17 protein-coding genes are annotated in these 18,144 nt (G+C 68.6%); 7 read left to right on the top strand and 10 right to left on the bottom strand.

All coding sequences use genetic code 11. The annotated features are described in order from the left end of the window. Positions 1-23: 23 nt before the first annotated feature. The gene (gene ppc, locus ACETPF_RS10395; protein ID WP_373934403.1) at positions 24-2,726 is read left to right on the top strand and encodes a phosphoenolpyruvate carboxylase; all 2,703 of its coding nucleotides are present in this window, start codon (positions 24-26) and stop codon (positions 2,724-2,726) included. A gap of 5 nt (positions 2,727-2,731) precedes the next feature. Here ppc and ACETPF_RS10390 read toward each other — a convergent pair whose 3' ends face one another. Both ACETPF_RS10390 and ACETPF_RS10385 read right to left on the bottom strand, forming a co-directional pair. Beyond that, on the bottom strand, positions 2,732-2,902 hold the full coding sequence (locus ACETPF_RS10390; protein WP_373934402.1) for a hypothetical protein: 171 nt from the start codon (positions 2,900-2,902) through the stop codon (positions 2,732-2,734). A gap of 113 nt (positions 2,903-3,015) precedes the next feature. After that, positions 3,016-3,570 carry an outer membrane protein gene (locus tag ACETPF_RS10385; RefSeq protein ID WP_373934401.1) on the bottom strand — a complete coding sequence of 185 codons (555 nt, stop codon included), beginning with the start codon at positions 3,568-3,570 and terminating at the stop codon, positions 3,016-3,018. Between the two features lie 312 nt (positions 3,571-3,882). Between ACETPF_RS10385 and ACETPF_RS10380 the strand changes: the two genes are divergently transcribed. Both ACETPF_RS10380 and ACETPF_RS10375 read left to right on the top strand, forming a co-directional pair. After that, positions 3,883-4,578 (top strand): peptidase, encoded by a 696-nt coding sequence (locus ACETPF_RS10380; protein WP_373934400.1) that lies wholly within the window; start codon positions 3,883-3,885, stop codon positions 4,576-4,578. After that, positions 4,578-5,267, top strand: coding sequence for a hypothetical protein (locus tag ACETPF_RS10375; protein ID WP_373934399.1), 690 nt, complete (start codon positions 4,578-4,580; stop codon positions 5,265-5,267). Before ACETPF_RS10380 ends, ACETPF_RS10375 begins: the two co-directional genes overlap by 1 nt. A gap of 263 nt (positions 5,268-5,530) precedes the next feature. On the opposite strand, the gene ACETPF_RS10370 is transcribed toward ACETPF_RS10375, so the two are convergent. After that, a complete protein-coding gene (locus tag ACETPF_RS10370; protein ID WP_373934398.1) occupies positions 5,531-5,986 on the bottom strand; it encodes a peptidylprolyl isomerase in 456 nt (151 codons plus the stop codon). A 146-nt stretch (positions 5,987-6,132) separates the two neighbouring features. Here ACETPF_RS10370 and mgtE point away from each other — a divergent pair, with 146 nt between their 5' ends. The 4 genes from mgtE to ACETPF_RS10350 all read left to right on the top strand — a co-directional run bounded on the left by mgtE (position 6,133) and on the right by ACETPF_RS10350 (position 9,743). Next, complete coding sequence (mgtE, locus tag ACETPF_RS10365; protein WP_373934397.1) at positions 6,133-7,572, top strand: magnesium transporter; 1,440 nt, start codon at positions 6,133-6,135, stop codon at positions 7,570-7,572. A gap of 123 nt (positions 7,573-7,695) precedes the next feature. Then, positions 7,696-8,094, top strand: coding sequence for a DUF1489 family protein (locus tag ACETPF_RS10360; protein ID WP_373934396.1), 399 nt, complete (start codon positions 7,696-7,698; stop codon positions 8,092-8,094). Between the two features lie 69 nt (positions 8,095-8,163). Then, the gene (locus tag ACETPF_RS10355; protein ID WP_373934395.1) at positions 8,164-9,156 is read left to right on the top strand and encodes an MlaD family protein; all 993 of its coding nucleotides are present in this window, start codon (positions 8,164-8,166) and stop codon (positions 9,154-9,156) included. Beyond that, positions 9,153-9,743 carry an ABC-type transport auxiliary lipoprotein family protein gene (locus tag ACETPF_RS10350; protein ID WP_373934394.1) on the top strand — a complete coding sequence of 197 codons (591 nt, stop codon included), beginning with the start codon at positions 9,153-9,155 and terminating at the stop codon, positions 9,741-9,743. Before ACETPF_RS10355 ends, ACETPF_RS10350 begins: the two co-directional genes overlap by 4 nt. Here the strand turns inward: ACETPF_RS10350 and ACETPF_RS10345 are convergent. Genes ACETPF_RS10345 through ACETPF_RS10315 form a run of 7 tightly spaced genes read right to left on the bottom strand, consistent with a single transcriptional unit; the run spans position 9,701 to position 18,022 of the window. Beyond that, positions 9,701-10,381, bottom strand: coding sequence for an ATP-binding cassette domain-containing protein (locus tag ACETPF_RS10345; RefSeq protein ID WP_373934393.1), 681 nt, complete (start codon positions 10,379-10,381; stop codon positions 9,701-9,703). The two genes, ACETPF_RS10350 and ACETPF_RS10345, sit on opposite strands and share 43 nt — an antisense overlap. Beyond that, the gene (locus ACETPF_RS10340) at positions 10,378-11,145 is read right to left on the bottom strand and encodes an ABC transporter permease (protein WP_373934392.1); all 768 of its coding nucleotides are present in this window, start codon (positions 11,143-11,145) and stop codon (positions 10,378-10,380) included. The genes ACETPF_RS10345 and ACETPF_RS10340 overlap by 4 nt, the downstream gene beginning before the upstream one ends. Next, positions 11,133-13,250, bottom strand: a complete 2,118-nt coding sequence (locus tag ACETPF_RS10335) for a RyR domain-containing protein (RefSeq protein ID WP_373934391.1) — start codon at positions 13,248-13,250, stop codon at positions 11,133-11,135. The genes ACETPF_RS10340 and ACETPF_RS10335 overlap by 13 nt, the downstream gene beginning before the upstream one ends. 8 nt (positions 13,251-13,258) lie before the next feature. Continuing rightward, a complete protein-coding gene (locus tag ACETPF_RS10330) occupies positions 13,259-14,809 on the bottom strand; it encodes a C1 family peptidase (RefSeq protein ID WP_373934390.1) in 1,551 nt (516 codons plus the stop codon). A 29-nt stretch (positions 14,810-14,838) separates the two neighbouring features. Further along, the gene (locus ACETPF_RS10325; protein ID WP_373934389.1) at positions 14,839-15,750 is read right to left on the bottom strand and encodes a hypothetical protein; all 912 of its coding nucleotides are present in this window, start codon (positions 15,748-15,750) and stop codon (positions 14,839-14,841) included. A 59-nt stretch (positions 15,751-15,809) separates the two neighbouring features. Further along, entirely contained in the window at positions 15,810-17,438 is a 1,629-nt protein-coding gene (locus ACETPF_RS10320) for an SUMF1/EgtB/PvdO family nonheme iron enzyme (RefSeq protein WP_373934388.1), read from the bottom strand. After that, a complete protein-coding gene (locus ACETPF_RS10315) occupies positions 17,435-18,022 on the bottom strand; it encodes a hypothetical protein (protein WP_373934387.1) in 588 nt (195 codons plus the stop codon). Before ACETPF_RS10315 ends, ACETPF_RS10320 begins: the two co-directional genes overlap by 4 nt. Positions 18,023-18,144 lie beyond the last annotated feature (122 nt).

The following is an 18,144-nucleotide window of genomic DNA, read 5'->3' as shown; positions in this document are numbered from 1 at the left end:
GCTGCGATGCAGCATCCGCGGTCATGGCGACTCTGGCATCCAATCCGTCCGCTCCGGCGATCACGCAGAACCCCGATATCCGCTATCTGGGGCGGCTGCTGGGCGATGTCATCCGGGCTTATGGCGGGGAGAAGCTCTACAAGCAGACCGAATATATCCGCTCCGCATCGGTCGACCGGGCGCGCGGGGTGCAGGGCGCGGACCTGACCGACACCGGCCTTGAGGCGCTGAGCCTGGACGATACGCTGGCTTTCACGCGCGGGTTCATGCTGTTTTCGATGCTCGCCAATCTGGCCGAGGACCGGCAGGGGGTGGCGGCCGAGCCGGGGGCAGACGTGGCGTCGGCGCTCGCCCGCCTGGAGAAGGAGGGCGTGGGGCGGGATGCGGTGCTGGAGCTGCTGTCCCGGTCGCTGATCGTGCCGGTGATGACGGCGCACCCGACCGAGGTGCGGCGCAAGAGCATGATCGACCACAAGAACCGCATCGCCGAACTGATGCTGCTCAAGGACCGGGGGCGGACCGAAACCGACGAGGGCGAGAATCTGGACGAGGCGATTTTCCGTCAGATCGCGCTGCTGTGGCAGACGCGCCCTTTGCGGCGCGAAAAGCTGTTCGTCGCCGACGAGATCGAGAATGTGCTCGCTTATTTCCGCGACACCTTCCTCCCCGTCCTGCCGGCGCTCTACGCACGGTGGGAGCGGGTGCTGGGCGCGCGGCCGCCCAGTTTCCTGCGGGTGGGCAACTGGATCGGCGGCGACCGCGACGGCAATCCCTTCGTTCAGGCGGAACAGCTGGAGCTGGCGCTCAGGAAAGGCTGCGGCGCGGCGATCGCTTATTATCTCGATGCCTTGCATGGGCTGGGGGCGGAATTGTCGCTTTCGACCGAACTCGCCCATGTGCCCGACGCGGTGCTGGCGCTGGCCGAGGCAAGCGGCGACGCGTCGCCGAGCCGCAAGGACGAGCCCTATCGGCGCGCGATCAGCGGCATCTACGCGCGGCTGGCCGCAACCTGCACGGCGCTGACCGGCGGGCAGCCGGCGCGGCCGGCGACGCTGAAAGGCGAACCTTATGCCAGCCCGCAGGATTTGCGCCGCGACCTCGTCACCGTGGCGCAGGGGCTGGCGAGCGAGGGCGACGGGGCGCTGGCGACCGGCGGGGCTCTGGGACGCCTGATCCGCGCGGTCGAGACGTTCGGTTTTCACCTCGCCACGCTGGACATGCGGCAGAACAGCGCCGTGCATGAGCGGGTGGTGGCGGAACTGCTGAAGCAGGCGGGAGTCGAGGCCGACTATCTGGCGCTCGACGAATATGCGCGGATCGCGCTGCTGCGGCGGGAGCTGGCGAACAACCGGCCGCTAGGGGCGACGTTCAGCGACTATAGCGAGGAGACTGCGTCCGAACTGGCGATCGTCCATGCCGCGGCGAAGGCGCACCGCACCTACGGCCCGGCCTGTATCACGCACTATATCATCTCGAAAGCCGAAAGCGTGTCCGACCTGCTGGAGGTCAACATCCTGCTGAAAGAGGCGGGGCTGTGGCGCGCGGGCGTGGACGGGGCGCCGCCGCAGGCCGCCGTCATGGCGATCCCGCTGTTCGAGACCATCGCCGACCTGGAGGCCGCGCCCAGCATCATGACCGCCTATTTCGGCCTGCCCGAGATCGCGGGCGTGGTGAAGGCGCGGGGCCACCAGGAAGTGATGATCGGCTATTCCGACAGCAACAAGGATGGCGGCTACATCACGTCGACCTGGAGCCTCTACAAGGCGAGCCAGGCGCTGGAGCCGGTATTCGCCGACGCGGGCGCGGCGATGCAACTGTTCCACGGGCGCGGCGGCGCGGTGGGGCGGGGCGGCGGATCGGCCTTCGCCGCCATCCAAGCGCAACCCAGGGGGAGCGTGCAGGGGCGCATCCGCATCACCGAACAGGGCGAAGTGATCGCGGCGAAATTCGGCACGCGCGACGTTGCCATCACCAATTTGGAGGCGATGACGAGCGCCACCCTGCTCGCCAGCCTGGAGCCCGAGCCGATCTCGCCGCGCGACGCCGAGCGCTTCGCCGGGGCGATGGACGCACTGTCGAAAACCGCCTTCTCCGCCTATCGCGACCTGGTTTACGGCACCGAAGGGTTCAAGGAATTCTTCCGCCAATTGACCCCGATCCAGGAGATTGCGGGCCTCAAGATCGGGTCGCGGCCCGCCAGCCGGACCAAGAGCACGGCCATCGAGGATCTGCGGGCCATCCCGTGGGTATTCAGCTGGGCGCAGGCGCGGGTGATGCTGCCGGGCTGGTATGGCGTGGGCCATGCGCTGACCGCTTTCGAGGACAAGGCGCTGCTGGCGGACATGGCGCAGCATTGGGCGTTCCTGAAGTCGGCGCTCGCCAATCTGGAGATGGTGCTGGCGAAATCGGATTTGGGGATCGCGGCGCGATATTTGCCCCTGGTGGAGGATCAAGGGCAGGCCGAGGCGATCTTCGGCCGCATCCGCGACGGGTGGGCGCAGGCGCATGACGGGCTGCTGGCGGCGACGGGGCAGGGTCGGCTGCTGGAGAAGAATCCGGCGCTCGATGAATCGATTCGGCTGCGATTGCCCTATATCGAGCCGCTGAACCTGTTGCAGGTGGAGTTGCTCAAGCGCCACCGGGCGGGCGAGGACGATGCGCGGATCAAGGAGGGGATCGAACTGTCGATCAACGCGATCGCCACGGCGCTGCGCAATAGCGGCTGAAGCGGTCAGGGGCGCAGGCTACGCATCCCCTTGGTGCGGCTGGTCAGATGCCAATCGCGGCAGAGTTCGCAGCGATAGGGGCGTAGCGTGACGCGGGCGCGCAGGGCGGCGGCGGTGGCGTCCTCCAGCGAGGGATAGCGCGCCTTTCTGGCGCAGATGCCGGGCCGGGTCCGCATATCGCGGAAAATAGAGTCCGGGACGGCCGCAGTCCATGGCCGCCCCGGACCCCAGCGCCCGAAGGCGCCGAAGCGATGACGGAGCGGGTCGCGCGGACCCGCCCCGTTTCAGGTCAGAATTTGGCGACGACGCCCGCCATCGGGCGGATCGAGCGGAAATTGCCCATCGTGTCGGCCTGAACCCGCAGGCGAATGTTGCTGCTCTGCGCCGAGCTGCCCATGTCGGCCGGCGAAAGTTCGACGCCAGCGCCATAGGTGGTGCCGTGGAAATCCGGGCTGTCGGGGCCCAGCGCGTCGAAATTGACCCACTTATAGCCGACCTTGCCGAAGATCAGGCTGTCCTTACCGGCCTTGATCCCGGCGCGCCCAGCGACGCCATATTCCCAGTCGATGTCGCCCGACACGCCCTTCGACGCGGTGCCTTCGACGCCGACGACCACGGGGCCGGCAACGTTGTAGTTCACGCCCGCGACGCCTTCGACCATGCGGCCCTTGTAGCCGACGGGCGGAATGCCTTCCTTGCCGGTTTCGCTGTCGAAATTATGCACGCCGCCCATCACGCCGACATAGGGTTCGATGCGGCGGGTGGAGCCTGCATCCTCCTGCGCCATGGCGGCGGCGGGGAACAGGGACGCGGCGGCGACCGCCGTGAAAAGCAGTGTCTTCATGAGGTATGACCCTTGTTACTGTTTTGATGACAAGCGGCGGTGTGGACCCGCCGGGCCGACCGGCTCGCTCCAAGCGGCGCTGCGTCGACAGGCGAAAAATGATCGAGTTGTGGCGAAGGTTTCGCCGACCATCGCGAAAAGCCGGCAAAATGGCCTTTTGTGGCGGAAACGGCACGGTTTCTGTCACGGGGATGAACAAAACGTGCCTTATCTGAACGGGCGATAAACGATATTGACGGGCAAACTTCATTCACAACCAATTCAACTCGCGCGCGTTACCCCGACATCAGAACTATATTCAGGAGACAGGCGATGACGGGCATCCGACATCGGTTACTGGCGCTGGCGGGTCTGGCCGGCGCGTTGGCGCTCAGCGGCTGTTATGACGATGGCTATGGCTATGGCGGCGTAAGCGTCGGCAGCGGCTATTACGGCAATGGCGGCTATTATGGCGGCGGCTACGACCCCTATTGGGGGCCGGGCTATGCTGGTGCGGGCTATTATGGCTGGAATGACGGCTTTTATTATCCGGGCAGCGGCTATTATGTCTATGACCGGGGCGGTCGCCGGCATCGCTGGAACGACAGTCAGCGGCGCTATTGGGAAGGCCGCCGGTGGGAAGGCCGGCGCGACGGGCAATGGTCGGGCCGCAGACCCGATGGGCGTAATGACGATCGCTGGCGCGGGCGCGATCGCAACTGGCGCGACGGGCGGCCGGGCGACGGCCGGCCGGATGGCCAGTGGAGCGGCCGGCCCGGCGCTGACCAGCAGGGGCGCGGGCAGTGGAATGGCGGGCGCTGGAACGGCCAGCCGCCCCAGCCCGGCGTCGAGCGCAACCGCTGGCGCGGCAATGACGCCGCTCGCCCGCAGCCGCAGCCCGGCATGGGCCAGCCGCAGACGGCACGCCCGCAGCGTAATTGGGGGGCGGGGAATGCGCCGCGCGCCGATCGCCCGCAGCGGAGCTGGGGCGGCGGGCGAGAACGCGGGCCGCGGGCACGTCCCGACTGATGCGGGCTGACCTGAAGGCCGCCGCACTGCTCTCCCTCCTGCTCGTCGCCGCGTGCGACGGGCGGGAGGAAAGCGCGATCGACAATCTCGCCAACGGGGCGAACAGCGTCCAGGTGGAGAATAATGTCCGCGCAGAGGCGCTGGCGCTGATGGAGCCCTTGACCCCGCCCGAACCGGGAACGCCGGGCGGGTTGCCGGTCGATCCCGCACCGTTGGAGGAAGGCGCGATCGACCCCGACAGCGCGCAGGGCGCGGCGCAGGTGGTGCAGGGCTATTACGGGCTGCTGGAGGAAAAAAGGTTCGAGGACGCGCAGGATCTCTGGAACCCGACATCGGCGATCGGCGCGCAGGACGATGCCCGCTTTGCCGCGCGCTTCCGGGGGTTCAGCGAAATCCACGCCAATATCGGCGCGCCGTCCGATCCCGAAGGCGCGGCGGGCTCCAGCTATGTGACGGTTCCGGTGCAGGTCTATGGCCGCATCGCCGCGACCGGCAAGCCCTTCTACGCGCTGCGGCAGGTGACGTTGCGCCGGGTCAATGACGTGCCCGGATCGACGGCCGAGCAGCGGCGCTGGCATATCGAGGGGATCGGCGCCTATGTCGCGCCCGAGGAGCCGGCAGCGGCCGACAATGCGACTGCCGCCAAGCCGATTTCGATGACCGACGGCATGGCGCGCAAGCGGCCGTAACGCGGGACCACGTCAACTTTGTCGTCATCCCGGACCAAGTGCGGGGTGACGATGCTATGACAGCGCCGAGCCTCAAATCCGAACTACCTCCGTTCGGTTCGAATAGCCCCTTCGACTGCCTGCTTGCAGCAGGCGCTCAGGACAGGCTTCGAGCGACGTCGAGAAGGCGTATCGAGGACGCGTACGCAGACTTCTCGACGGACGGTTCTCGACTTCGCTCGAACCTGCTCGAAGCGAACGGATCCGATTAAATACTCGATGTTCTAGCTGACCGTCGCGGTGACGATCTTGCCCGGCGTGCGCGGCGGTTCGCCCTTCGGCAGGGCGTCGACATGCTCCATGCCCGACGTCACTTCGCCCCAGACGGTATATTGGCCGTCGAGGAAGGTCGCGTCGTCGAAGCAGATGAAGAACTGGCTGTTGGCGCTGTTGGGGTTGGACGCGCGCGCCATCGAGCAGACGCCGCGCACATGCGGTTCGCGGCTGAATTCGGCCTTCAGGTCGGGCTTTTCCGGGTGGCCGCCCATGCCGGTGCCGGTCGGATCGCCGCCCTGCGCCATGAAGCCGGGGATGACGCGGTGGAAGACCACGCCGTCGTAGAAGCCTTCCTTGGCATTCTCCACGATGCGCGCGACATGGCCCGGCGCGAGGTCGGGGCGCAGCTTGATGACGACATCGCCGCCGCTGTCGAGGGTGAGGGTGAGCGTGTCGTCGGCCATGGGAATCCTCTCTTGCCGGGTAAGGGGTCAGTCGTGCCCATATAAAGGCTAATGAGGGCGATGGAAGCGCCGTCTGCCCATTGCATTTGTCCTGCCCTTGGGCGAAAGCGATGATATGTTACAGGAACCGGACAGTAGGGGGCGCGATGAGCGAGCGCGGCGAGACAGCCGACCCCTATCTGCATGGGGACGACACTGACGAGATCATGGTCGAGGCGGCGGAAGCCAGCCACGACGAGGACGACCGGCTGAAGCCCGAATTCCTGACCGCCGTGCTCGACGCGGTGGAGGAAGGCGACAGCGAAACCGCGCGCGAGCTGGTGTCGCCGCTGCACCCCGCCGACATTGCCGACCTGCTGGAACTGACCCCGTCCGAGCGTCGGGCCGAGGTCGCGGCGGCGCTGGGCGATCTGGTCGGCGCGGAGGTTCTGTCCGAACTCAACGACTATGTCCGCGACGACCTGATCGGCGCGCTCGCGCCCGAGCAGGTCGCGGAATTCGCCGCCGAACTCGATACCGACGACGCCGTCGCCATCATCGAGGATATGGAGGCGGCCGACCAGCAGGCGGTGCTGGAGGCGATGGAGCCGGAGGATCGCGCCGCGATCGAAAGCGCGCTGTCCTACCCGGAAGAATCCGCCGGCCGCCTGATGCAGCGCGATCTGGTCGCGGTGCCAGAGCATATGACGGTCGGCCAAGTGATCGACTATCTGCGCGACAATGACGATCTGACCCGCGACTTCTGGGAAATCTACATCGTCGACGCGGCGCATCGGCCGGTCGGCTATGCCCAGCTCAGCTGGATACTGACCTGCCCGCGCGGCATCGCCATGGCCGACCTCATGAAGCGGGAGCAGACGCTGATCCCGGTCGACATGGACCAGGAGGAAGTGGCGCTGCGCTTCCAGAAATATGCGCTGATCTCGGCCGCCGTGGTGGACGCGGGCGGCCGGCTGGTCGGCATGATCACGGTGGACGATGTGGTCCACATCATTTCCGAGGAAGCGGGCGAGGACATACTCCGCCTGTCGGGCGCGGGCGAGGGGGACATCAACGAGCCGGTGATGGACAGCTATCGGGCGCGGGTGCGCTGGCTGCTCACCAACCTCGTCACCGCATTGGTAGCCTCGACCATTATCGGCCTGTTCGAGGGGACGATCGAGCGCATGGTGGCGCTCGCCACGCTGATGCCGATCGTCGCGGGGGTCGGCGGCAATGCCGGCAGCCAGACGATGGCGGTCACCGTGCGCGCGCTCGCCACCAACCAGATCACCGGCTCCAACGCGCGGCGCACGATATTGCGCGAGATTCGCGTCGCCATATTGAACGGGGCGACGGTGGCGCTGGTGCTGGGGCTGGGCGTGGCTTTGGTGTTCCAGAATCCGGCGCTGGGCGCGGTGATTGCCGCCGCGATGGTCACCAATATCGTGACGGCGGGGCTGGCGGGCGCGGCGGTGCCGCTGGCGTTCGACCGGCTCAATCTCGACCCGGCAGTCGCGTCCTCCATCTTCGTCACCATGATCACCGATTCGATGGGCTTCCTCGCTTTCCTGGGGCTCGCGACGGCGGCGGGATTGACGGGGTGAAGCAAGTCCCCATCTGAGATGACGTGTTCCTGCGAAAGCAGGAACTCAGGGCGGCGCGTGCTGTGCCATCCACCTTGGGCTCCTGCTTTCGCAGGAGCACTGCGTCTGGAAGCCAAATTCAATATGCCGCTCAACATGACCAAGATCGCGTTCGGGACCGAGAGCCCCGCCACCTTGCGCGCCTGGCTGGAAAGCCAGCCGGGCGAGGCGCGCACCTCTACCCGCTACCTGCCCAAGCGGGTGGCGGAGATGGCGGGCGGGTCGCTGTTCTGGATCCACCAGCATCGCATCGTCGGCCGCAGCCCGATATTGGGGTTCGAGGAAACCGGGACCGGACGGCACTGGATCAGGCTGGAGCCGAGGCTGATCGCGGTGCGATCGACGCCCAAGCGCGCGCATCAGGGATGGCGCTATCTGGAGGCGAAGGACGCGCCGCCGGACCTGGAGGGCGGCGAGGCGGACGAACTGGACGCGATGCCGCCCGTGATGCTGAACGACCTCGCGCGCCTCGGGCTTCTCTGACGCCGATCAAGACGTTGCCGCTTGACAAGAACCCCGGCCAAGTCTGTTCTGCGGCCGGGGGAGCGGGGCATGGCGCCGGACTCGGTAACGCAGATCAGATGGGGGCTGGGCGCGGCGCTGCTGGCGGTCGCGGTCATCGCCGTGCTGGCGCTGGTGCCCGATCCCTTCTTTCGCCAGCGCGTGGTCGCCACCAGCTTCGACGATGTGGAGGGCGTGTCACCCGGCGTGCCCGTCTATTTTCGCGGCGCGCCGATCGGGACCGTCAGGTCGATCGACCTAGACGGCGCGCGGCGCATCTTTGCCGTGCGGATGGGGGTGGACCGGGGCTGGCGGCCATCGGACTGTGCCTTCGCCACGGTAGCGTCGGCCAATCCTTTGACCGCTCCGCGCATCGAACTGGTGGCGCTAGAAACGCCGCCGTCGCAATGTCGCGCGGCGCGACTGGCTTATGGGTGCGATCCGGTGCCGGGCGGGACAAGCGGCGAGGCGCTGCCGGGATGCCGCCGCGCCGCCGACCTGTTCGAGACCGCGGCGAGCGCGATCGGCGAGGCCGCGGCGGTGGCGCGCACCGCCAACGCCATGGCGCAGAAGCTGTCGGGCATGTTGCAAGGCGACGGATCGAGCGCGGTCGATATGGCGCAGGTGGCGCAGAACGCCACGCAGACTCTGGCGGCGCTCAACAGCCTCTCGACCCAGCTCGACCGCAGCTTTGCGCCGGGCAAGGGCGATATTGCGCTGACCCTCTCGCATGTGCGGCAGGCGACGGGGCGCGCGTCGCAGATCGATGTCGCCGCGCTCAACGGCATCCTGCGCGAGACGCAGGCGCTGGTGGCGCAGAATCAGGCGAGCATCGCCGGGCTGCTGGCCGAAGGGCGCAGCAGCGCGGGCGAGGTGCGCGGCATTTTGGAGGGGGCGTCGGCCTCTCTGGTGGCGACGAGCGCCAATCTGGAGCGGACGAGCGCGAGTCTGGGCAGCCTGTCGGAGCGGCTGGCGGGCGATCCGACCTATGCGATCCGGGGGCAGCGTTATGCCGATCCGCCCCCGCCGGGGGGTGCGAAATGAGGCGATTCCTGGCGCTGCTGATGCTGGGCCTTGCGGGTTGCGCGGCATTGAAGGGCGGCGATACGCCCGTCACCATGCGCCTGTCGCCCCGCTTTGCCGCTGGCGCCGTGGCGGCGGGGCCGAGCTTCGCGGTTGCGCCGGTACAGGCGCGCGGGGCCATCGGCGGACTGCGCTACGCCTATGTCGATGCCACCGCGCCGGGGGAGATACGGCAGGCGGCGACCTTGTTCTGGGAGGAGCCGCCGGCCGACAGCCTGGCGCGGGCGCTGGTTGCGGGGCTGCGGACGCGCTACGCCAGCGTGACCGGGCCGAACCTGCCGCTGGCCGCCGACCGGCGGGTGGTAGCAGTGCTCGACCGGTTCGAGGAAGTGAGCGAGCCGGGCGGCGCGAAGGCGGTGGTGGCGTTCGATGTCACGCAGGTGGCGGCCGGAAAGGCGATCTGGGCCGGGCGATCCTGCGGCAGCGCGGCCGTAGGCGGCGCATCGGGCACGGCGCGGGCGGCGGCGTTCGACCGGGCGATCGAGCAGGCGGTCGCCGGCTTCGTTCAGGATGTGGCGGCGGGGACCGTATCGGCCGCGGCCTGCTGAAGCAAGCGGCCGCGCTCCAGCCGATAGACGCGGGTGCAGAGCCGGGCGGCGAGGGCGTCGTCCTGGGTGAGGAGCAGCAGCGCGCGCTTCTGCGGGACGATGCGGCGACGCACCTGGGCTTCTAGCGCATCGCCGCGCGCGAAGGCACCCTCGAACGGTTCGTCGAGGATCAGCAGTTCGGGATCGCGGACGAAGGCGCGAGCGAGTTCGGCGCGGCGTCGCTCGCCCACCGACAGCGCATCGGCGCGGGTCGCGGCGGCCTGTTCCAGCGAAAATTCCAGCAGCAGCCGGTCGATCCGCCGCGCGGCGCGGGGGCCGGCGGTGCCCAGGGCGAGGCGCATATTCTCCTCGACGCTGAGGTCGCCGAGCAGCGACCCGCCCTGCATCGCCACGCCGCAGCGGGCGCGGGCGAGGCGGCGGGCATCGGCGTCGGCGAGGGCCGTGCCCATCAGGGTGACGGTGCCGCTGCTTGGGGGGGTCAGTCCAAGCGCGAGTTTCAGCAGCCAGCCCTTGCCCGCGCCGCTTTCGCCGATGATGGCGACACGCTCGCCCGGCTCCAGCGCGAGGTCGATATGATCGAGCAGCCGCGCGCCGCCCAGCACCAAGCTGACATGGTCGAAGGCGAGCAGGGTGCTCATGCAAGGCCCGTCCAGATCGCCGCCGCCGCGAAGATGCCGAGCAGACCAGCGGTGAAGGCGGTGATGGCGCGGCGGCCGATGTCGGCGGGCGATCGCACCGGCTTCGCGCCCACCGCGCTGCCGACGGCGAAGGCGATGAGCGCGTAGAGCAGCAGCTTGCCCATGCCGGTCAGCAGCGCCTGCGCGGCGTCGTGCGAGAGGGCGTAGCTGGCCCAGAGCGGCCAGCTGACGTTGGCGATGAGGCCGAGCGGCACGCCGCAGCCGATCACCGTTGCAATGCCGGCAAGCGCCATATGGATGGGGATCGACAGCAGCACGGCGGCGAGCGAGGGGCCGAGCGCGTGGGCGACGGGATCGCGGCCGAGCGCTTCCAGCGCGTCGATCTCCCGGTTGAGGGCCATCGCGCCGAGCCGGGCGGCAAGCGCGACCGACACGCTGCCGCAGGCGAACAGGCCGACGAGCAGGGGGGCGATGTCGCGCAGCAGGATGGCGGCAAGCGCCGTCAGGACGGGGATCTGGGCATTGTAGAGCGCGAGCAGCCGCGCCGCGCCGGTCCCGGCGATCGCGCCGGCGAGGGCGGCGAGTGGGAGCAGGGTGCGGAGCGGTCGCCAGACATGGACCGGGAGGGCCTGCGCGAGCTGCCGCTGGGCCAGCGTGTCGCCCGCGAGGATGCGCCGAGCCATGCCGCTGGCGGCGCGCAGGGTGAGCCACAGGCCCGCGCCGATCGCGGCGATCAGCTTGGGCGGCCCCGTCAGCGCGTCCATGGCGCGCGCATGATCGCGCCGTCCGCGTCGAGCAGGATGGTGCGCGGAGCGTCGGATGCGCCGAGCAGCAGGTCGCCTTGGGCGGCGAGCCAGGCGGCCGGGTCGGTGCCGGGCGGCAGCGCGTGGATGCGATCGGCGCGATCGACCAGCCGCGCCGCGCTGGTGGCCTCGCTGGCGGGCAGCGTATCGAGGATCGGCTGGACGTGGCCGGTGAGCGCGATCTGCGCCAGCGCGCCCCGCGCCGACGCGGCGATCAGCAGCGCGCGCGTGGCGGGGTCGGCGAACAGGCCGAGGAGGACCGGCGCGCGGTCGGGATAATGGGTGGCCAGGGCGTCGAGCAAAGGCGCTGGATCGGTCGCCGTGCCGCCCGGCAGTAGCGCGATCGTCAGCGTCCGCAGCGCGCGCCTGCCCGACGCGCCGAGCAGCCGGGCCATGATCCGCACCTGTTCCCGGTCCAGATCCTTGATCGCTTCGCTGAGGTCGTCATAGGGGACGATGTCGGGATGCAGCCGGCGGGCATCGTCGCGGACGGGGGCATGGGTCCAGCCCTGCACCAGCTTGGCCGCCATCCAGCGATCATGTTCGGCACGCGACAGCTCTTCCAGTTCGTCGGGGGTGAGGTGCAGGCCGGGGCCGACACCCTCCACCAGCCGCGCGCCGATGTCGCGCAGCTTGAGCTGATAGCAGTCGGCGACGAGGCGATTATCGTCGCGGAAGCTTTCGGGCAAATCCTCCCATTCCTGCATAGAGGCGCGCGCGCCGATCGTCTCGCCCTCGGTAAAGCGGCCTTCGAGATAGAAATCGTGGATCGAACGGGCGAGCGCGTCGTGCCGGTCCTGGAGCAGCATGTCGGGATCGGCGAGGTGGGCGAGCGCGCCGAAGGGGAGGATGCCAGCGCCGACGCGATGATCGGGCGCGCCGTCCATGCGGACATGGATCGGCGGCGCCGGGCGGTCGGCGGCGCGATAATGCGCGTCGACCGCCAGCGCGAGGGCGAGGGCGCGATCATCGTCGCCCGCGTCGATCAGGATCGCGACCGGATCGGCCGCGTCGGCCAGCAGCGCGCCGATCCGCGCGGGATCGAGGCGGGCCTCGACGAAGCGGACGGGCGAGAGCGCATCCGCGCCGGGGTTACGGGCGCGAAACCCCTCCTCCGCTTGGCTCCCGCCGGGGACGCACAGGGTGAAGGCGGGCTTGCCGCCATCGCGATAATGGCCGCCGGCGAGCGTTCGCAGGACGAAGCGCTCGATCAAGGGGGTGAAGCCGAGCGTGAGGACTGCGCGGGCGGTGTCGCCGACGCGGACGAAGCCGTCGATCGGGCGCGCGAGGGCGAGATGGCGCGCGGCGATATCCAGCAGGGACGCGAGTCGGACGCGCGCGGTGCGCCGGTCGCCATGCTCGAACCGCCCCTCGATGCTGCGGCGCAGGTCGAGATCGTCGACGCGCAGGATGATGTCGAGCGGATCGCCGGCGGGGCGAACCTTGGCCGCCTGCGCCAGCAACGCGGAGGCAAGCGCGATATTGTGCCGCGCCTCGCCCGACAGCAGCAGCGCGGCGCGCGCCTTATCGAGGGCGAGGGCGGCGGCGCTTTCCTCTACATCGTCCTGCTCGACCTCGGCCGCGCCGGCCTCCAGCGCGTCGGCGATCCAGGGGACGCGCCGGTCCTGCGCCCAGAGCAGCACCCGCCGGCCATCGTCGAGCGCGCCATGCGCCGCCTGCGCCGCCAGCCCGCCCTCAGGATCGCCCGCGATCACCAGATGGTCGCCGCGCGCGCGGATGAGGGCGAGGCGCAGCGGATTGCGAAGCTGTTCCCATGCGAGGGCAACAGTGGACCAGAAAGTGAGCAGAGGCAGCGCCCAGCGCGCCACATTGAGGGCCAGCGGCAAATCCCGATTTTCGAGCGCTTGCGGAAATTGCCCGACGATCAGCCGCACCGCGCGCAGCGCATCCTGCGTCAGCGTCGATGCCATGCCCGCCTGCGCGAACGCCTGCGCGAAGCCCCAGGTGCCGAGCGCGAAGGCGACCGCCATCGCGCCGAAACGGACGACCGGCGCGACATGGGGCAGTTTCAGCCCTCTTATCCCCTTGCGCCCCCTGCCCCCCATGGCCGGAGTCAGTTGCTGGTCTGCAAGCGGACCAGCGCGGCGGCGACGCCATCGCCCTTGCGCGCGGCGAGCTTGGCGCGCAGCCGGGTCAGGAACTGGCGTTCGGTGCCGGTCACCACTTCGTCGTCGCCGAACAATGGCTTGTCCGACGCGATGGCGAGGATCAGTTCGGAGCCGAAGGGCGGCGCGACCTGGTAGCGCTGCGCCGTCTTGGTAAGGCCGATCGTCACCCGGCGCTGCCCCTTCGCATCGGGTTCCGGGTGGCTGCGATTAAGCTCCACCGCGCTGCCGTCCGCCTGAAGATAGATGATGCTGAGATAGGGGCGTGCCGCAGTGGTCGTCGCGCTGACGCCGAAAATGTCATTTTCCTTCATCGCCACCGGATCGCCTTCGCGCGCGCCGCCGGTGTCGGTAAGGGCGGCGATCGTGGTGCCCTGGCGGTTCAGCGGCTGGGCAAGCGTCAGCGCGGCCTCGCATTGCGGCCAGGGCAGGTGGCGGACCGCGAAGCTGAGCTGCGGATCGGCCTTCGCGGCGGCGTCCTTGAGCGCGGCGATGGCGTTCAAGTCGCCGGAAAAGCCGGTGATGCTCTTCCCCTGCACCGACACCGCGCCGCACGGCATGGCGGCCATCTGATCGGCGAAATTCTGCGCGTCGGTGCGCGGGGCGGGCGGCGGCGTGGCGGGGCCGGTCGGGGTCGTCGTCAGCGGCGCTTCGAGCGAATAGGCTTCGCCCGCGAGCAGCTTGAACGTATCATAGTCGATCCAGGCATAGCCCTTGTCGCCCCAGATCGGACCCCAGCTGTTCATGATGCGGAGCGCCTGCCTGTCCTCGTCATAGCCGACGATCGCCATGGCGTGATAATTGAGCTTCTGCGGCTTTTCCGCGCGGCGGAAGACGCCGTCGCCGCGGAACGCCATGAAGTCGGCCGCGACCGGCATCGAGAATATGACCGGCGCGCCGCGCGCCAGCGCGCCCTTGACGTCATCCAGAATGATCGGGGTGCGCCAGTCGTCCTTCACCTCCCGGTCGATCGCGCGCCAGTCGAGCAGGCGGAAGTCGCCGGCCTTGGCCTTCAGCGCTTCGGGCGCGGGGATCGCGCATTTGGTCATGTCGTCGGGAAATTCGGCGAGGCTGACCGTGCCTTCATTCTTGAGCAGGGTGAGCGCCTGGACGATGGTGATCGCCCCGGTGCAGGGCGATCCGGGCGGGCGCAGCCGATTATAGACATAGGCCGGGCTCATCTGGTCGGCGGGCTGCGCCGGCTGCACATCCTTGTCGCGGAAATTGAGGAAGGTGCGCGCGGCATAGGTGGTGGCCCAGGCGACGCAATTGGGCTGCGGCCCCTGCGATCCGGGCGGGGGATAGGCGTTGGACAGGTCCACCCGCTTGGGCAGATAGGCGCGGAAGCGCCCCTGCTTCGGGAATTTCGCATAGTCTTCGGGAGAAACGGGCGCGGCCCCGGTCATGAACACCGGCTCGCCGCCCTGCTGTGCCCAGGAAGCACCGGCGGTCAATGCCACCAGCGCCGGCAGGCCCCATGTCATCAGACGCCGTGTCATCGCCCGTTCCTCCCCCTGTTTGCCCTATGTCAGAAGCGATAGCCCACGGTCAGCGTCACCGCGTCGAAATCGAAATCGTGCGAAAAGCTGCTGGTGCCATGGGTGTAGATGAGGCCAATGCGCAGCTGTTCGACGCGGCTCTTCTGTTCGGCCTCGCGGGTGCGGATGCCGACGCTGAGCGCGGCTTCGTGCACATCCTCATAGGATTGCGGATCGCCGGTCAGCTTCGTCCAGGTATAGCTGGCGCGCAGCGAACCCTGGCGGCCGCCGAACATCCGGCCCTTGAACGGCAGTTGATAGGCAACGCCGTTGCGGAAGGTCCAGACATCCTCCTTGAAGTAGAAGCCCGGATCCTTGCCGATGCCGATATCGGTGGTGGTCGACCAGCCGACCATGTTGCCGATGGTGAGGTCGCCGCGCCCGACCTGCGCGATCTTGTAGCGGCTGGTGGCGGACAGGGTCAGCACTTCGCTGCTCGCGCCGAAATAGCCGTCATTGTCGTTCGCGCCAAAGGCGACGCGCGGGGTAATGAGCCAGTTGGGCTGGACCGGCAGCTCGACGCCGGTGGAGAGCGTGCCCATGATCGTGGTCTGGCCGTTGTTGACATGCAGGACGTTGAGTACCGGGTCGATCAGCACGCGGGCGCGGCTGCCCTCCGACACGCGCATCGCCTTTTGGTAGCGCAGTTCGTAGCGTTGCCCTTCCACGCCGGCGCCGCCCCAGTAGGTGAAGGCCCCGCCGATCGTGTCGGCATCGCCCTCCATGTCGAAGCCGGGCGTATCCGGGTCGTCGTCATAATCGAGATCGTTGAGGTTCAGCGCCGTCGAGACGGCGGTGTGTTGCAGGCTGTTCGGGCTGCCGATGCTCGCATAATAAGGCGAAGCCTGCGCGATGCCCGGAAGCAGCGCCGCCAGGGTGGCGGCCATCATTTTCGTCTTCATGTCTTACCCCTCTTGCTGCGCCCCGGTTTCATCGTCGGCGCGAACCCCTTGAATATCGTCTAGCCGGTGCTGCCGACCTCATCCGGCTCCAGATCGCGCACGACGCGCAAGCCCGCATCCTGCCGCCTCTTGCCCGGCGGCACGGTGAAGCGGTTGGCGGAGCGGAGCGCGTCGGGCGCGCTTTCGAACGATCCGCCGCGCAGGATCCGCCCGCGACAGCTCGTGTCGGTGCAGCCCGACGTCCATTCCCACACATTGCCCTGCATCTGGTTGAGGCCGAAGGCGTTGGCCGGATAGCTGTTCACCGCTTCGGGATAGCCGCGATAGGGTGCGGTTTCCGATCCGCGATAGCGGGCGGTATGGTCGTAATTCGCCATCGATGGGCCGATATCGTCACCCCAGGGGAAAGCGGTGGATGCGCCGCCCCGGCTCGCATATTCCCATTCCTGTTCGGTCGGCAGGCGATAGGCGCGGCCCGACTGGACGCTGAGCCAGGCCAGGAAGGCCTGCGCATCCTCATAGCCGATGTCGGTCGCCGGGATCAGCGGATTGGGATTTTCCTTCGACCAGCTGCCAAGCTTCGCGCAGGCATTGTCGCGCACGCACGCATTCCATTCGGCGATCGTGACTTCATAGACGCCGATAGCGAAGGGTTTGTCGATCCGCACATCGGCCTGCACCGCCTCGTCGCCGCCACGTCCAGGCTCCGACGCGGGCGATCCGAACGGGCTGAGCCCGGCGGGGATGGCGCGCATCCAGGGGCAGTTGGCGCAGTCGTAGAAACGGTCGCTCGCAGCCCGGTCGCAGGAGATGAAGCAGGGCGGCGCGCCCTGAAGCCCATAATCGAAGGTCGGCTTCTGAAAATTCTTGCCGGATGACAGCGCCACGCGATCGGACACGCGCTTCAGAGCATCGGCGATATTCTGCTGCGGGCGGCGAATTTCCTCGGCCAGCACCTTGGAAAAGATGCCGTCGTCGAACGCGACCTGATCGGCGCTGGTGGAAAAGGCGACGAGATAGCCCTGGTCCGGGCGGATCGTCGCCGAGGGCGCGCGGATCATGCGGCGCAGACCTTTGCTTCCCGCCAGGTCCCCCACCGCCGACGCCTCGGTGCCGGTCTCGGCCGCGATCATCTGCGTCAGAGACGGCGGCGGGGCGGGCAGGACGTTGCGGCACATGTCGAGCACGATCAGCACCGTCTTCGCGCCCGAACCCAGCAGATTGTGGGTCAGCGCGGCGCGGGTGAGGGTGGCGCTCTCGGGCGTCAGGTCGCGGCCGGCATCGACCGGCAGCAGCATGACGTCGCCATAGCTGCCGAGCGCCGCGCCATGGCCGGAGAAATAGAGCATCCCGAACGCCTTGGGGCCAGCCGCCGCCAGCTTCGCGCGGAAGTCGGCGACCGCCGCCAGCATGTCGGCCCGGCTGAGATCGCGGCGGACCTGCACCGCGCCCGCGCCACTCGCGTCGGTGAAGCCCGTGGCGTTGAGCGCGGTCGCGACCTTCTCGCCATCGCCATAGGTGGAGCCGAGCCGGTCGAAGGACTGGTAGGCGCCGTTGACGATGACGAGCGCGAGGCGCGGTTCCTCCGCCGCCCGCGCGGGCGCGGCGAAGGCGCAGGCGGCGAGTAGCCAGCCCAGCAGCAGCGCACAAAGCCAGCCGCGCCCGCCCTGCGAAGCTCGATCGGTCACGGACGCGCCTTGCGCGGCGTGAAGCTGACCTGGGTCACGACCTGATCCAGCGCATCGACATGCAGCACCGCGTCATAGCGCCGCGCGGCCTTATAGGGTTCGGCCGGACCGCCGCCGAACAATTTGGCGAAGAAGCCGCCAAGGCCGCGACCCTTGACGCAATAGGGCTGCGCCTCGACCGCACCCCCGCTCTGCTTCACTTCATTGAGCCACGCGCCGAGCGGCAGCGGCGCTTCCTGGTCGGCGGCATAGGGGGTGGCGAGATCGACCACGACGGCGCGGCCGCGCTTCAGCTTCGGGCGCAGGCGGGAATCGAAGCCTTCGGGCTGGTCGAAACGCAGCGTCGGCCGGCTCACCGGGCGATCACAGGATTTGAGCGCGGCGGGCGCGGCCGGGCCTTGCGCGACCGCCGGGTCGTTGGCGACGGCATTGGCGACCGGCGCGACAGGCTGTGGCGGATTTGCAACGGGGGGCGGCGAAACCGGCTCGGCCGGCACGATCCGCACGCCGCGACCGGCCGCCCCTTGTTGCGATGAAGGCGGAGCGTTGTCCTGCTGCGCCAGAGCGTTAGCGGAAGCCGTCAAAAGAAATCCAAAGGATGCAATGGCTAAAGTGGAACGAAATGCCGCCATTTGTCCGCTCCGAGTCAAGATATAGTTATTGCCCTCATTACCTTCCTACGATTATGGATATAGCCTTGTCGAGG

The organism is Sphingobium agrisoli (assembly GCF_041877245.1).
GTDB lineage: Bacteria > Pseudomonadota > Alphaproteobacteria > Sphingomonadales > Sphingomonadaceae > Sphingobium.
Note: the sequence above shows the minus strand (reverse complement) of the source record. Positions and strands in the feature narration are given on the sequence as shown.